Annotated in this window: 19 protein-coding genes; 9 read left to right on the forward strand and 10 right to left on the reverse strand. The window is 61.6% G+C overall.

Going from position 1 to position 14687, the window contains the following annotated elements:
- Positions 1–184: 184 nt before the first annotated feature.
- From AB8B02_RS29095 to AB8B02_RS29115, 5 genes are read left to right on the forward strand one after another with little or no spacing between them, the layout of a single operon-like run.
- On the forward strand, positions 185–796 hold the full coding sequence (locus AB8B02_RS29095; RefSeq protein WP_120288354.1) for a DUF1285 domain-containing protein: 612 nt from the start codon (positions 185–187) through the stop codon (positions 794–796).
- 35 nt (positions 797–831) lie between these two features.
- On the forward strand, positions 832–1497 hold the full coding sequence (locus AB8B02_RS29100; protein ID WP_120288355.1) for a CoA pyrophosphatase: 666 nt from the start codon (positions 832–834) through the stop codon (positions 1495–1497).
- Positions 1494–1757 carry a DUF6111 family protein gene (locus tag AB8B02_RS29105; protein WP_120288356.1) on the forward strand — a complete coding sequence of 88 codons (264 nt, stop codon included), beginning with the start codon at positions 1494–1496 and terminating at the stop codon, positions 1755–1757. Before AB8B02_RS29100 ends, AB8B02_RS29105 begins: the two co-directional genes overlap by 4 nt.
- Complete coding sequence (locus AB8B02_RS29110) at positions 1754–3007, forward strand: CCA tRNA nucleotidyltransferase (protein ID WP_439065864.1); 1254 nt, start codon at positions 1754–1756, stop codon at positions 3005–3007. Before AB8B02_RS29105 ends, AB8B02_RS29110 begins: the two co-directional genes overlap by 4 nt.
- 14 nt (positions 3008–3021) lie before the next feature.
- Positions 3022–3885 carry a serine hydrolase domain-containing protein gene (locus AB8B02_RS29115; protein WP_120288358.1) on the forward strand — a complete coding sequence of 288 codons (864 nt, stop codon included), beginning with the start codon at positions 3022–3024 and terminating at the stop codon, positions 3883–3885.
- Between the two features lie 47 nt (positions 3886–3932).
- Here AB8B02_RS29115 and AB8B02_RS29120 read toward each other — a convergent pair whose 3' ends face one another.
- The 3 genes from AB8B02_RS29120 to AB8B02_RS29130 form a co-directional block, all read right to left on the reverse strand.
- Positions 3933–4184 (reverse strand): YodC family protein, encoded by a 252-nt coding sequence (locus AB8B02_RS29120; RefSeq protein ID WP_120288359.1) that lies wholly within the window; start codon positions 4182–4184, stop codon positions 3933–3935.
- A gap of 82 nt (positions 4185–4266) precedes the next feature.
- Entirely contained in the window at positions 4267–4989 is a 723-nt protein-coding gene (locus AB8B02_RS29125) for an aspartate/glutamate racemase family protein (protein ID WP_120289098.1), read from the reverse strand.
- Positions 4990–5094: 105 nt separating this feature from the next.
- Positions 5095–5469, reverse strand: coding sequence for a nuclear transport factor 2 family protein (locus AB8B02_RS29130; RefSeq protein ID WP_439065865.1), 375 nt, complete (start codon positions 5467–5469; stop codon positions 5095–5097).
- A 29-nt stretch (positions 5470–5498) separates the two neighbouring features.
- Between AB8B02_RS29130 and AB8B02_RS29135 the strand changes: the two genes are divergently transcribed.
- Positions 5499–5978, forward strand: coding sequence for a MarR family winged helix-turn-helix transcriptional regulator (locus tag AB8B02_RS29135; protein WP_120288360.1), 480 nt, complete (start codon positions 5499–5501; stop codon positions 5976–5978).
- 98 nt (positions 5979–6076) lie between these two features.
- Positions 6077–6526, forward strand: coding sequence for a PaaI family thioesterase (locus AB8B02_RS29140; protein ID WP_093759607.1), 450 nt, complete (start codon positions 6077–6079; stop codon positions 6524–6526).
- 86 nt (positions 6527–6612) lie between these two features.
- On the opposite strand, the gene AB8B02_RS29145 is transcribed toward AB8B02_RS29140, so the two are convergent.
- Together AB8B02_RS29145 and queE are read right to left on the reverse strand one after the other, a co-directional pair.
- A complete protein-coding gene (locus tag AB8B02_RS29145) occupies positions 6613–6972 on the reverse strand; it encodes a 6-carboxytetrahydropterin synthase (protein WP_120288361.1) in 360 nt (119 codons plus the stop codon).
- A gap of 31 nt (positions 6973–7003) precedes the next feature.
- Positions 7004–7636: a 7-carboxy-7-deazaguanine synthase gene (gene queE / locus AB8B02_RS29150; RefSeq protein ID WP_120288362.1), complete on the reverse strand. Its 633-nt coding sequence runs from the start codon at positions 7634–7636 to the stop codon at positions 7004–7006.
- A 192-nt stretch (positions 7637–7828) separates the two neighbouring features.
- On the opposite strand from queE, the gene AB8B02_RS29155 reads away from it, so the two are divergent.
- On the forward strand, positions 7829–8371 hold the full coding sequence (locus tag AB8B02_RS29155) for a hypothetical protein (protein WP_120288363.1): 543 nt from the start codon (positions 7829–7831) through the stop codon (positions 8369–8371).
- Positions 8372–8395: 24 nt separating this feature from the next.
- Here the strand turns inward: AB8B02_RS29155 and AB8B02_RS29160 are convergent, their stop codons facing one another.
- The 5 genes from AB8B02_RS29160 to AB8B02_RS29180 all read right to left on the reverse strand — a co-directional run bounded on the left by AB8B02_RS29160 (position 8396) and on the right by AB8B02_RS29180 (position 13867).
- Positions 8396–9181, reverse strand: a complete 786-nt coding sequence (locus tag AB8B02_RS29160) for a hypothetical protein (RefSeq protein ID WP_147421600.1) — start codon at positions 9179–9181, stop codon at positions 8396–8398.
- Positions 9182–9350: 169 nt separating this feature from the next.
- Positions 9351–9800 carry a tRNA (cytidine(34)-2'-O)-methyltransferase gene (locus AB8B02_RS29165; protein ID WP_120288365.1) on the reverse strand — a complete coding sequence of 150 codons (450 nt, stop codon included), beginning with the start codon at positions 9798–9800 and terminating at the stop codon, positions 9351–9353.
- A gap of 86 nt (positions 9801–9886) precedes the next feature.
- Complete coding sequence (locus AB8B02_RS29170; RefSeq protein ID WP_120288366.1) at positions 9887–11176, reverse strand: PepSY-associated TM helix domain-containing protein; 1290 nt, start codon at positions 11174–11176, stop codon at positions 9887–9889.
- Positions 11177–11282: 106 nt separating this feature from the next.
- Positions 11283–13481 carry a TonB-dependent siderophore receptor gene (locus tag AB8B02_RS29175; RefSeq protein WP_439065866.1) on the reverse strand — a complete coding sequence of 733 codons (2199 nt, stop codon included), beginning with the start codon at positions 13479–13481 and terminating at the stop codon, positions 11283–11285.
- Between the two features lie 197 nt (positions 13482–13678).
- Complete coding sequence (locus AB8B02_RS29180; RefSeq protein ID WP_210210675.1) at positions 13679–13867, reverse strand: hypothetical protein; 189 nt, start codon at positions 13865–13867, stop codon at positions 13679–13681.
- Positions 13868–14128: 261 nt separating this feature from the next.
- On the opposite strand from AB8B02_RS29180, the gene petA reads away from it, so the two are divergent.
- Positions 14129–14656 carry a ubiquinol-cytochrome c reductase iron-sulfur subunit gene (gene petA, locus AB8B02_RS29185; RefSeq protein WP_068733107.1) on the forward strand — a complete coding sequence of 176 codons (528 nt, stop codon included), beginning with the start codon at positions 14129–14131 and terminating at the stop codon, positions 14654–14656.
- Positions 14657–14687: the final 31 nt, after the last annotated feature.

Below are 14687 nucleotides of genomic sequence, written 5' to 3' on the forward strand. Positions count from 1 at the left end.
CTGATGCTAAACTTAAGCGAAGGCCATGTATTTGTTGAATTAAACTATCCCCACAATATCGGGATGCGGCTATGAACTGCATCACGTTGTGGCGAGTTTGAATGTGACACCGCACGTTTCAAGACTTGAGGTTCAAGACTTGCACCAAACGTGCCAAATGGCAGTGGTAAAGTCAGGGCAAACAATGGCGAAGCAAGGGCAGATCGCAAATCAGGGGCTGGATGGCCTGACCACTGCGGCGAGGGATGCGGCGGCCAACGGTAAAGCCGGCAAGGGCCTGCCGCCGGTGCATCTGTGGAATCCGCCATTCTGCGGCGATCTCGACATGCGAATCGCTGGCGATGGTACGTGGTTCTATTTGGGAACGCCGATCGGCCGGCCCGCATTGGTGCGGTTGTTCTCAACGATCCTGAAGCGTGAGGGCGGCAAGCACTTTCTCGTGACCCCCGTGGAGAAGGTCGGCATCACCGTGGACGATGCCCCATTTCTCGCCGTCGAGATGCTCAAGGAGCAGGACACGCGCGGCACGGTGTTGAAGTTTCGCACTAATGTGGACGATTGGGTGGAGTGTGACAGCATACACCGGCTGCGATTCGAGATGGCTGAAGACGGCGGGCTGACGCCCTACCTGCATGTCCGCAGTGACCTGTGGGCCAAGGTGACGCGGGCGGTCTATTACGATCTGGTTGACATGGGCGAGGAGCGGATGGTCGATGGTACTGCGATGTTCGGCATCGCCTCCGCGGGCGCGTTTTTCGCCATGGCCGATGCGGAGCAGGTCAGGGAAGCTACATAAGTGAGCCGATTGAAGTGAGCCGGGCGAATGAGCCGATGCTGAAGACCGACGCGGATGCCGCGGATATCGGTTCAGTTGAGTTTTTCAAGCGGGCGAAGGCACGCCTGAATTTTGATGTGCCCGAGGGGCTCACCGACGCCAGCATCGTTCCCGTCACCGGCGATGCCGGCAATGACCGCATGATCCAGATCGTGGCGCAGGAGCGGCCGATCCGCCCGGCCGCGGTCCTGATCGGCATCGTCGAACACGAACAACCAACTGTGCTGCTTACCCAGCGCTCCGCGCATCTCAACGATCATGCCGGACAGATCTCGTTTCCCGGTGGCAAGATCGATCCGACCGATGTCTCGCCGCTGGACGCCGCGTTGCGCGAGGCCGAGGAGGAAATCGGTCTCGATCGCTCCTTCGTCGAGCCGATCGGTTATCTCGATCTCTATGCAACCGGCTTCGGCTTTCGCATCCTGCCGACGCTGGCGCGGGTGAAGCCGGGCTTCAGTCTCACGATCAACGAGAACGAAGTCGAAAGCGCATTCGAGGTGCCGCTGGCGTTTCTGATGGACCCCGCCAATCATCAGTTGCACAGCAAGGAATTCCGCGGCATGGAGCGGTCCTATTACGCGATGCCGTTCGCCGAACGTTATATTTGGGGCGCTACCGCAGGCATCCTGCGCGTGCTGTATGAACGGATCGTGCTCACATGATCCGTCCGGTTCTGACCGAAGTCGGCATTTTCCTCATCCCGTTCGCGCTTTATGCCATTTTCCTCATCGCGACCAAGAATGGCGTGACACTGAAATCGTCATGGCCGATGCCGGTGATGATCAGGCTCGCCATCGCTGCCGCCGTGCTGGTGATTGTCAGCCTCGTGCTGCTGGCGCAGTTTTCCGGCGCGCCGCCGGGATCGACCTATGTCCCGGCGCATATCGAAAACGGCAGGCTGGTTCCCGGGGTCGAAAGATGAGCGTGCGCAAACTGCCCGACGCGCCGTGGCTCACGTCAGGACCGTCCGGGCAGGTGCTGGCGCTGCTCAATGGCAATGGCGAGGAAGCCCGCGCGGTCGGCGGCGCTGTGCGCAACGCTCTGATGAAATTGCCAGTGGGCGAAATCGATATCGCCACGACGGCCATGCCCGATGAAGTGATCCGCCGCGCCAAGGCGGCCCATATCAAGAGCGTACCGACGGGCATTGAGCACGGTACGGTGACGCTGGTGGTCGATGGCGCACCGTTCGAGATCACGACATTGCGCGAAGACGTCGAGACCTTTGGCCGCAAGGCCAAGGTGGCATTCGGGCGCGACTGGAAGCGCGATGCCGAACGACGTGATTTCACGATGAACGGTCTTTCCGCATCCATCGACGGCGTAGTGCACGATTATGTCGGCGGCCTCTCCGATCTCGATGCCCGGCGGGTGCGCTTCATCGGCGATCCCGATAGGCGCATCGCCGAAGACTATCTGCGCATTCTCAGGTTCTTCCGCATTCATGCCGCCTATGGCGCCGGGGTACCGGATCGCGAAGGTTATCTCGCCAGCATTCGCGGCCGCGATGGACTGGCGGGAATATCGGCCGAGCGTATCAGGATGGAGTTGCTCAAGCTGCTGGTGGCCGATGGGGCCTTCGCGGCGGTGGATGCGATGGTCGATGCCGGCCTAATGCTGCGGATCGCGGGCGGCGTCACCTACATGGGACCGTTCGCCGCAATGATCACCATCGAGCAGGCTCTGGGGCAAAAACCCGATGCGGTTCTGCGGCTTGGCGCGCTCGGCGTGGCCGTCACCGAGGATGCGCGGCGGCTTGCGCAAAAGCTGCGGCTGTCCAATGACGAAACAAAGGCCTTGGATTCCATGGGCCATCGCTGGTGGCGGCTGAAGGGCATGGATGAATCCCATGCCCGGCGGCGGCTCTATCGCTTGGGCGAAACCCGTTATCGCAACCGCATGATGCTCGCCTGGGCCCGCGCCGGCCGCGATGCCGATGTAGAGGCGTGGAAAACGCTCCTAACCTTGCCGGAACGATGGACACCGCCGGTGTTTCCGCTCAGGGCCGCCGACTTCATGGCGCGCGGCATCGCCAAGGGCCCGGCGCTCGGCCATGTGCTGGCGCTGGCGGAAGATGCCTGGCTGGCGCTGGACTTTCCGATGGAGGTCGATGTGTTGACCGTTATCGCCGACCAGACGATTGCGCGATTCAAGCACGACCATCAGCTCTAAGTCTCGATGGTACCATGAAGCACGTCATTCGCCCCGGTTCTGCCGATATCAGCGATGATGCCGACGTCGTTGTGCCGTGGTGGAGTTTCACCAAGACGCTGATTGCCGCCGCGGCACTGACCATGGTGCGTGATGGACAGTTGGCTCTGGATGATGCGTTGCCGGGCGAGTCCTTTGCGCTCCGCCAGTTGTTGCAGCATCGCGCCGGTCTGGCCGACTACGGTTCTGTTACGGCCTACCATGCGGCTGTCGCTGCCGGTGAAGACGCCTGGCCGGTGGACCAGCTGCTGCACTCAGTTTCTGCTCTGCATGCCGGAATTGAGCCGGGCCATTTCGCCTATTCGAATGTCGGCTATTTGCTGGTCCGGGAACATCTCGAACGCGTGAGCGGGCTGGGGCTCGATGCCTTGATACGACACCGGTTGCTCGAACCCTTCGGTGTGGTCGGGCCGCGCATCGCCAATCAACGCAGCGATCTCGCCGATGTCCGGATGGGCAATGCGCAGTCTTACGATCCGCGCTGGGTCTATCACGGGCTGGCGGTCGGGACATTGCGCGATGCCGCAATGCTGTTGCACCGCTTGATGACGACGGACTTGCTGCCTGTGGGGCTGCGCGACGAGATGTGCCACGGAATCGCAGTGGGTGATCCCGGTACAGGACGTCCGTGGCAACACGCGGCTTACGGCCTTGGCGTTATGGCTGGAACGACAACCAGTAATTTACGCGTCGTCGGGCATACCGGCGGAGGTCCGGGCAGTGGCATCGCCGTCTATCATTGTCCCGAACATGCGCAAGCAACCGTTGCGGTCTTCGCGACCGACGGTGCTGCAGGCAATATCGAGGCGGACGCGTTCAAACTCGGTCTGCAAAGATGAGCAACAAGCCGCCGCCGGACATTTGCGCCCGGCGGCGGACGGCCTGATCAGGCCACCTTGCTCTTGTGCTCTTCTTCTTCGTCGTCGTGTTCTTCAGTCTCGTCCTCTTCGCTCTCGTCTTCGTCGTCATGCGGGATGACGAGGGCGAGTTCGAGCACGGCACGCGGAAGGGTCTCGCGGAACAGATCGCCTTCCTCGCCCAGCCAGATGCATTCGATGTTGTCGCCGTCAACGTCGGCCACGGTCAGCGGGCAACCGCCCGACTTCAGCATGACGACATCGCCTGATTTCAATTCCATGGTCGGCTCCCGAAATGTGTTTGGCGCGCACTGAGTCTAGCTCCGCGTCATGACAGGCCGAACACGGGGATGTTTCTGTCAGCTATTTTTGCTGAAGCAGTTTTGCGAGTTCCGCGCCGAGGCCGACGCTCTCCAGCGCAGGCGGCGGGCTGCTGTCGAGACCTTTCGCTGCTGCGGCGATCACGGCACGCGTGCCGGTTTCGACGGAACACAAGACGGGTACCGGCACGTCAGCTTGGATGCGAGACGCAAGGCCGGCGAGTGCTGCGCCGCCAAGGATCACGACCTCGGCCCCGTCGTCCGTGGCACAGGCCGTGCAAGCGCTGGCGAGCGCGGCCAGTGCTGCATCGGGATTCCGCGCGATATCGCCGCCGGTCGGTGCGATGGTGCGCACCTTGGCGAGCTTGTCGGCCAAGCCGATGCTCCCGACGAATTCCCGGAGCATCGGCCCCCACAGCGCGCCGCCGGTGACGATGGCGAAACGCCCGCGTCTGGAGGCCTCGATGCAGGAAGCTTCGGCCATGCCGACCACGGGAACGTCTGCAATTTCGCGCAGCGCCAGCAGGCCGGGGTCGCCGAAGCAGGCGAGGTAGACCGCATCGCAGCCGGCGCCATGAGAAGCATAGGCGTCGAGCGCCGCATGGCCTGCGATGGCCGCCGAGGCGCGCGTCGAAATATAGCGGGCGCCGAACCGGCCGGTCGCCGGCACAAAGGTCGCGGCATCGCCGGCTACGGCCTCGACATGCCGTTTTACGAGCGTGGTGACGCTCTCGGTGGTGTTGGGATTGATCAACAGAATGCGCACAGGGAGGCTTTCGATGAGTCCGTCCACTATAGGCGCCAGTGCGGGAAATGCACGGCGATCATCGAAACGCATGCGGGCGCATGAGACGTGCCGCCCGCCGCCGTCCTAGCTGCCGGCGCCATAATAGGCTTCGCTGCGGACGATCTGGTGATCGGCATCGAAATCCATCATCTCGCACGCCCGGGTCGGTCCACTGGGCAGCGGCGCGCTCCACCAGACCGTCAGGCGCTGTAACGCGCCGTCCCAGGCGGCGCTCTCCAAGGTGAGATGTGGCTCGGATAGCCCGCCATAGGCGGCGTGCCAGTAGGTGCGAATGGCGTCGCGTCCCTTTATGGTGGATGATCCCGCCAGTTTCGTTGCCAGCGGGCTGCGTATCTCACCTTCGGGAGCAAAATGATCAACGATCGTATCGATCGCAAGCCGGTTCCAGTTTGCAGCCCATTGCTGCGCGAATGCCATCGCGTCCTGCCGCGTCAACATGCATCCTGTCTCCCTGTCGTGAGCCTTCGATGAGCCCATCTTCTGTGAAGCCTAACACCGCCCGCAATCAAGTCAATGTTATTGACCTGAAGAAGCTCGATCCACTCGATGATGCACTGGCGCTGATGTATTTCGGATGGCGCGGGATGACGCGTGCGGCTGACGAGTATCTGGCGACGGTCGGCCTGTCTCGGGTTCACCATCGCATTCTCTATGCCGTGCTGCGCGGCGAGGGCATCACGATGTCGGATCTACTGGCGATCCTGCAGATTTCGAAACAGGCGCTGCATCGCCCGATGAAGCAATTGCTCGATGAGGGCTATGTGGCCGTCAAGCGCGATCCGACGCGGCATCGTTTCAAGATTCTTGAACTGACGCCCGCCGGCCGCGCGGTCGAGCGCATCGCATCCGGTCATGAGCGTAAGATCATGGCGCGCGCCTTCAAGAAGGCGGGGGCGGGCAGCCAGGCCGCATGGTCGGCGGTGATGGCGGAGGCGGCGCGCGACTAGCCAAGTTCAAGTCTTAAGGTCAACAATATTGACTTGAAAGGCAAGCTCTGCCATCCCGGTCCCATAACAAGGATGTTCACGGGACGGCGGAGGCAAACATGACAACTGAGATTGGTGACGCGAGCAGCGGCCTGAAGCTTGTGCAGCAGGCCTTCGCCGCAGGCGGATTTGCGCGCGGCATCGGCCGCACACTCGGCATCAAGGGCGAGTCCGCAGAGCAGGGCAAGGTTGTGCTGGTCGGCTCGCCGAACGAGGATCACTACAATCCGCTCGGAACGGTGCATGGCGGTTACGCAGCCACGATGTTAGATGGCGCCATCGCGCTGGCGGTGCAGACCTCGCTGCCAGCAGGAACCGGTTACGCGACGCTCGATCTCAAGGTCACCTATATCCGTGCCATGACGGCCGCGTCAGGGCCGATCCGCGCCGAGGGCCGTATCATTCACATGGGGCGCAGGATGGCTGCGACGGAGGGGACGCTGACCGACAAGGATGGCAGGCTTTGCGCGCATGCGACCGCGACCTGCATGATCACAGGGAAAGACTAGAGCATGATCCCGAAAGCTGGATTCCGGTTTTCGCCGACAAACGAATTCGTTTGTCGAGAGATCATGCTCCAATAAAGACCCTAGCCCTACGGCCCGAAATACACGCAGCTCTCATTGCAGCTGTCGCGAAACACGCCGACGCGGACCACCGGAGCCTTGTCGGCGACGCGGTCCCAGATGAAGCGCGAGAGATTTTCCAGCGTCGGAATGCCGATCGCTTCGATCTTGTTGAGAAACTTGTGGTCGAGCGTCTTGCGCAGCTCGTCGAGGCTGCGGTCGAGCAAGCCGAGATCCATCACCATGCCGGTCACGGGATCCGGCACGCCGCGAATGGTGACTTCGGCGCGGAAGGAGTGGCCATGGATTTCCTGGCTCACTTCACCGAGCGTGGTGTGAGACAGCGCATGCGCCGCCTCGAAGCGAAACGATTTGGTCAGTTCCCACATAGGAAGTCGTCGTCCTTAGAAGTCCGGGTCCTTAGCGGATCCCAAGTGTCTTGTGTGTCTGCACGCTCAGCCGCCATTGCGGGTGGCGCAGGCAGTAATCCACCGCGTCAGCGGTATTGCTGATGGCGTCCGGCCCGTCCATCGGCTGCAATGAGAAACGCTCGAAGGTGAGGCCTTCGAATTTCTCCGGCATCGCCTGTGGTTGCGGATAGACCAGCTTCAATTCGTGTCCGCTGTGCACCACCAGTTCCGCACCGGCCTTGGGGCTGACGCAGACCCAGTCGATGCCTGCGGGCGGCGCGACCGTGCCGTTGGTCTCGACGCCGATCTCGAAGCCGCGCGCATGCAGCGCGTCGATCAGTTCGGCATCCACCTGTAGCAGCGGTTCGCCGCCAGTCAGCACCACATAGCGGTTGCCGGATGGTCCCACCCATTGTGCGGCGATGATGTCGGCGAGCTTCTCGGCGTCCGGGTAGCGGCCGCCCAGCGTGCCGTCCATACCGACGAAGTCGGTGTCGCAGAACTGGCAGGTCGCCCCGGCGCGGTCCTGTTCCCGGCCGGTCCAGAGATTGCAGCCCGAAAACCGGCAGAAGACGGACGCGCGGCCGGCATGGGCGCCTTCGCCCTGCAGTGTCAGGAAGATTTCTTTGACCGCATAACTCACTGTCTTAGCTCTCTAAAACCGGCATGCCCGAACCGGCTCGGGCCACATCTCGGTTCCATATGGGGTAAGCCGCGGCTCTTAGCACGGCTGGCCGGTGGATGTCCCGGCCGATCACCGACATGTCAATTGCGATGTCCGGCGCGGGCCGCCAAAGGTCGATGACATCACGTCAAATTGTCGCACCTGGATACCATGCAGCCGTCGCTCGTCACATCCGGCAGTTCTGCCGCCGCCACACGTACGTGCGGGACCTGCACCATGTGCTGCAAGGTCTATCGCATCGACGACCTCGCCAAGCCGGCGGGCAAGTGGTGCAAGCACTGCGCAATCGCGCAGGGTTGTAAGATCTACGACAGCCGGCCACAGCAATGCCGCGCCTTCGATTGCGTCTGGATCCAGGACAACGAGATGCCGGAATCCTGGAAGCCGGAAAATTCGAAGATCGTGTTTTCGGTCTATCCGACCACCGGCTTCATCTATGGGCAGGTCGATCCCGGCTCGCCTTTCGCCTGGCAGAAGGAGCCGATCCATTCCGGCCTGATCGCCTGGTCGGAGAAGCTGCTGGCGGAACGTCGCCACCTGCTGATCTTCGTCGGCGGCAATGCCACGCTGATCATGCCCACGGGGCCAGTGCCGATCGGCCCGATGTCGCCGGCGGACGGCTTCATCATTCGCGAGACGTTTACGGCGAAGGGCAAGGACTACATCGCCACGCGTGTGCCGAGCGGGCGGTAGTCAGCCGATCTCGGGCATCAACTCTCAGCGTAACGGCACGTTCAGTCGGTCGCCTATGAGCTGGTAGAGACGCGAGGCGACTACGGCCACGAGCGTCAACGCAACAACCAGTATTGCGCCGAACCACAGCGTACTCACAACCATACCCACATGGTTTCTCGAGCCCACCAGCGATGCGACCGCAAGAGCAAGCAAGCCGATTGGAATAAGCGGCAGGATCGTTGCCATGAGCACGAACCAGATGTGACGGCGTGTGTCGCTTACTGCATTTTGCCAAGTGGCTCCCGGGGCATCGACAGCCACCGCCGGTAGAAGTGCGAGGCAATACTGGACGGCGACCAAGCCGGCGAGATGGATAATGGTCACGACCACCGAGCGACTGGAGCCGGGGAATGATTGACCAGCGCTATAATAAACAGGACCTCTTGGCGTCGTGAGGGCTTCCAGAAGTGATGGCACGCCCATGATGAAAACAGCCAAAGCGAGCCAGCCGAAATATGACTGGAAACGCGGTTCGGACGGTGTGAAATCGTATTGATGGGTCAATTCGCCGAGCACGACAAGTCGGTGGATTGCCAGCAAGAACGGCGTCAGCAGGAAACATAATCCGGTCGTTATCGTTTGTCGGGCAAGCGCTTGTGCGATTGGATCTCGTGTCAGGAACAACGGTCCAATCAGCGCCGCCACAGTGCCGATGGATACGATCGCAGTCGCGATCAGTGCAGGAAGCCAAGCCGTTCGTAGGGCATGATACAAATCCCAGTAGGCCCATACGAGCATGTTGAGAACTGACGGACGGGTGCGAGTCATCAAGGGTCTCCCGATAATGACCGGTATCAGTATCCCGTCCGTCTTAAAGACGTCGCTGCGCGCGTCGTTAACAAATCATGACGTTTGTCGAAGAACGTGCCTCAGAGTCCTCTTTTTGTATGAACGCGATGCTGTCCGAAAACCGGCGTCCGCTTCTCGGGATCGCGCTCTAGCCGCGCGTCTGCCTGAGCGCTTCACCGAGCGCCATGGCCACCGTCATCGCCAGATTGATCGAGCGCAGATCCTGGCGCATCGGAATCACCAGCCGTGTATCGGCGGCCGCTGCGACGTCGTCCGGCACACCGGCACTCTCGCGGCCGAACAGCAGAATCTCATCGTCAGAATAGCGATGCTCGAGATAGGGCGTGGCGCCCTTGGTGGTGAACAGCGCGAGACGATGGCCGGCCTCGCGCCGCCAGTCCTCGAAATGCCGCCATGAATCGTGCCGGACGATCGACACCTGATCGAGATAGTCCATGCCGGCGCGGCGGAAATGGCGGTCGGAGGTCGGAAAGCCCGCCGGTTCGATAATATGAGCTTCGACATCGAGACAGGCACAGAGCCGCAGGATGGTGCCGGTGTTCTGCGGAATGTCAGGCTGGTAGAGGGCGATGCGCACGGCGGACTTTCTCCGGCCGCATCTTGATCGACGCGACCCATGTCAGGCGATAGCGCCTGACATGCAGTCGGACAAGGCCGGCGGCTCTACTCCGCCGGCGCGAGTCGCGTATTCGAACGTGCTTCCGTTGTCGCGCGTACCTTCACGCGCGCGCGGCGCTTGCGCCACCAGATCACCACGCCGGTGACTGAGAGCGCCGCCACGACCAGGCCCATCGCCGAAATCAGGATGCGGCCGGGCAGACCCAGGATTCGTCCCGAATGCATCGGGAACTGCATCTGCACGAAGATGTCGGCGGCGGTGCCGACCCAGGGCAGCTTGGCGCCGAGCGGACGGCCGTCCTCGCTGTCGTAAAACAGCGACGGCGGGCCGACGCCGGCGGCGCCGTGATCGTCGCCCGGCTCGAAGAAGAACACCTGATACACACCATGTGCCGGGCCGTAGAACAGCGAGCCGATCGGTGTGGTCCAGCCGCGTGCCTTGCCGTCGGCGGTGGCGCGCTCGAGGATCTGGGCCCAGGTCATCTTGGGTTCGATCGGGTTATCGAGGTGACGATACTCCCGCTGCTCGTAAGGCGTCGGCGTGTAGTCCGAGAACTTCTTCATCAGCGGCGAAAAGACTTCGAAATACAGGTTCAACGAGAACGCCGTGAACGCGATGATGAACAGCAGGGCCCAGGTCCACAGGCTGAAGGCGCGGTGGATGTCGAAATTGATCCGGTAGGCGCTGCCCGAGGTCTTGATCATCCAGGCCGGCTTCCAGCGCGCCCAGAACCCCTTGCCGAGTTCGCGCGCGACGGCGGGAGCGGCTCCCGCCTTGACGCGTTTGCGCGATGGCAGTGTCAGATAGAATCCGATGAAGCAATCGATGGTCCAGATGATGGCGATGACGCCGAGGATGCGCATGCCCCAGCGGTCGCTGCCCCAGAATTCCGGGATATGCATCGTGTAGTGCAGCTTGTAGAGGAACGAGACGAAGTTCTCGCGGGTCACGGGCCAGACGGCGCCCCAATAGCGGCGGCCGAGTTCTTCGCCGGTGTTGGGATCGAGGAAGATCTGATTGTAATCAAGCGTGTAACGCTTGCTTGTCGTGGGATCGATCCGCGGCAGAACAAAGAACGAGAGCGACTCATTCTTTTCCGGCGTCATGTACATGTGGATCACGCGCGCGCGCGGATCGCGCTGCTCGATCAGGCCCGCGAGTTCGATCGATGGTTTAGCGGGCCCCGCGGTGGTGACGTCCTTCAGCTTGCTGTTGAGAAGATCGTCAAGCTCGTGATCCCACGAGATAACCGCGCCGGTGACGCCCGAGAAGAACAGGAAGGCGGCGGTGAGGAGTCCAGCCCAGCGATGCAGGCGCCCGAAGATCGATCTCATGGCGTTCCGCCCGTGTTGTTGTGGTCGCGTTTACTACCAAGTGTCGCCACTGCCGGTCGAGAGACCGGCGGTGGCGTATTGTCGCGCTTTAGGGTGATTCTAATGTTCACCAGCGATAGGTCAGCTTGGCGACGACTTTGCGCGAGTCACCGTAGAAGCAACCATAAACGGGGCTGTAGCAGGATGAAACATAGCGGGTGTCCGCAATGTTGGTGACGTTGAGCGCGAGCCGGTAGTTCTTCTGATTATAGGCCAGTAGCGCGTCGACCACGGTGGCTCCCGGCACCTTGCTTGTGTTGGCATCGTCGGCCCAGCTATCGCCGATGTAGCGAATGCCGCCGCCGATCTGGACGCCCTCGAACAGGCCGCCTTGCATCGTGTAGTCGCTCCAGATGCCCAAGCGATTCATCGGCACGGTGGTCAGAGCCTTGCCAACATTCACCGGATCCTTGGTGACTTCGATGTCGATGTAGGAATAGGCGGCGCGGACATTGAAGCCGGCGGCGAGGGTGGCGGTGGCCTCCACTTCGATGCCGCGAGAATTGACCTCGCCGGTCTGGATCGCCGTGAACGGTGCAACAGGCAGAAAGCGAACGACATTTTGCCGGGTCAGGTCGAAGGCGGCAAGCGTGATCATCGCATTGACGCCGACCGGCTGATACTTGATGCCGACCTCATGCTGATGCGCTGTTTCCGGCGCCAGCAGGCTGCCATTGGCGATGTTCAGCACCGGCAGGAACGACTCCGAGTAGCTGTAATAGGGCGCCACGCCGCTGTCGAAATTGTAGATCACGCCCGCACGACCGGTGAAGGCCGAGGCGTCGGTGGAGGTCGATGAACCGTCCATGTAGTTGTCGTAGGTCGTCTTGGCGAAATCCTGCCGGCCGCCGAGCTGGACCGAGAGCCGGCCGAGCCTGATCTGGTCCTGGGCATAGATGCCAACCTGCGATTGCTTCACACGATAGTCTTCGTAGAGCGCGCCCTTGGTCCAGGTGTTGGTGTAGACGGGGTTGAAGACGTTGAGGGGATCGGCGCTGTAGCTCGTGTTGACGTCGGTCGATGTCGTGTTTCGATAGTCGATGCCGAACAGCGTGGTGTGGCTCAGGATGCCGGTGGTGAAGTGGCCCTCCAGCTGGTTGTCGACGGCGATGGAGTTGATCGTCGATGCCGATGATCCGCCGTAGCGGTAGAGCAGCCCGGCGGCTTCGTCGAGGTAACCGCCGGCATTGATGCTGTCGGATTCGTTGTGCATCCACGAGTAGCGCAGGTTCTGCCGGAAGGTCAGGTTATCGTTGATGTTATGCGCGAACAGGTAGCCAACCGAAGCGATCTCGTTGTCGTATCTGTTGAAGCCGGGTTCGCCGGTGTTGCGGTTGATAGGGATGATACGGCCCGCATTCGGATAGATCGTGCCGGATGCCGGCAGGAACTGCAGACCCCAGCCGTTCTTCTCCTTCTGATAATTCGCCAGTACTGTGAGTGTGGTGTCTTCGTTCGGCTTGAAGGTGACGGCCGGCGCGATGAAGACGCGGCTGTCCCTGGCGTCATCGACCTGCGTGCCGCCGTCACGGACCAGGCCGGTCAGGCGATAGAGCACCGTGCCTTCCTTGTTGGCGGGACCGCCAAAATCGAACTCGCCCTGATAGCGGTCGAAACTGCCGCCTGACACCGAGATTTCGCCGAACTGCCGGGCGGTCGGAAGCTTGCTGACATAGTTGAGAATGCCGCCCGGCCCGCTGCCACCATACATCACCGAAGACGGCCCTTTCAGCACTTCGAGACGAGACGCGCCGAAGGGATCGAGGCTGTCGAAATGGATATAGGGCGTGCTGGGCAGCCGCAGGCCATCAAGGTACAGCCCCTGCTGCGTCATGTCGAAGCCGCGGATCTGAATGCCGCCATTGCGGGTATCGGAACCGCCATTGACGTCGCCATTGGCGCCCGCGGTGTAGCGCAGCGCCTGAGTGAGGGTCTGTGCGTCCTGGGTCTTGATCTGGTCGGAGGTGATCACCGAGATCGATTGCGGAGTTTCCATGATCGGGGTGTCGGTCTTGGTGGCGGAGCCGCTGCGATTGGCGACGAAGCCGATCACGGGGCCGCCGGCGCGCTCACCGGCGTTGGGATTGGCTGGTGCCACCGGTGCCGCCTGCGGCGCACGGGCCGTGCGATTGGTGCGGGCGGCGCGGCTGGTCGATGCGCGCTGGGTCGGCCTGGCCGTCGCCGGACGCGTACGCTGCTGCGGCGCATCCACCGTCACTGGCGGCAGGGCAGACTGAGCGTCGGCAGCACCTGTCGGAATCGACAAAGCGAGACCGCTGACGGCGCAAAGACATAGAGCCCGAAGCGTATGCAGCCGAGTTGCCGATTCGATGAAGTGGGATGTTGTCATGACGCTGCGATGCCCCAGTTAGGCCGGCTCTACCGGTAAAATTTGGATGCTTTCGCTTTAGCGCAGGCGAAGAATGAGAACAGAATTAGGGATTTAGAACGTCTTCAAACGCGCTACTTGAGCGCGATTTGTTGCTGAAACGACGCAGAATTATTCACGATCATGAATTGTTGCTGTTTTTGCCTGACCGTCGCGCGAATCATGGCGCGCGAGAGGTGTCCGGAAAATCGGCGGAGCGCGATCGACTGCGAATCGCGATCCCTTGTCCCGCCAAAAGCCTGATGGCCGTTTCCGATAGTCACGACGTGCCGAATTATCCGCCGCGCGGAAAGGCGTTGATTCTGTGGTGCATCGCATCTTGCTTCGCCGATCGTAGGCTTGCACTGCCGCACCAAGGGTGCCAATAGAACGATTCTGGACTGCGTGTTCTGCCTGTTAGGCAAGGACTAGTAGGCCTCTGCCGCCGTGGGGAGAATCGCGGGCGTCGGTTTTTTGCTTCAGGTCAACGCAAAGACGTGACCGGGAGTGTCTAAGCCGGCTGCAGATAAGAAAGGGTTGGGATCGTGACGACAACGTCTTCGGCGGAACACACGCGCCGTGATTTCTTGTTCGTGGCCACTGGGGCAGTGGCTGCAGTGGGCGCCGCAGCCGCCGTCTGGCCGCTGATTTCTCAAATGAATCCAGATGCTTCGACCATCGCGGCGGGTGCGCCGATCGAGGTCGATCTGGCCCCCATCGCCGAGGGGCAGGACATCAAGGTGTTCTGGCGCGGCAAGCCGATCTACATCATGAACCGGACCAAGAAGCAGGTCGAAGAGGCGCGCGCCGTTCCGGTGTCGAGCCTGCCCGATCCGCAGACCGATCAGGCTCGCGTCAAGGAAGGCCACGACCAGTGGTTGGTCGTCATCGGCATCTGCACCCATCTGGGCTGCATCCCGATTGCTCACGAAGGCGCTTACGACGGCTTTTTCTGCCCCTGCCACGGTTCGGTCTACGACACTTCGGGCCGCATCCGTCAGGGTCCGGCGCCGCTCAACCTGCCGATCCCGCCTTACGCCTTCGTCTCTGACACCAAGATCAAGATCGGCTGAGCTGTCGGATCCCATCCGATCTCGCGCCGAT

It is taken from the genome of Tardiphaga sp. 862_B3_N4_1, assembly GCF_051811085.1.
Taxonomy (GTDB): domain Bacteria; phylum Pseudomonadota; class Alphaproteobacteria; order Rhizobiales; family Xanthobacteraceae; genus Tardiphaga; species Tardiphaga robiniae.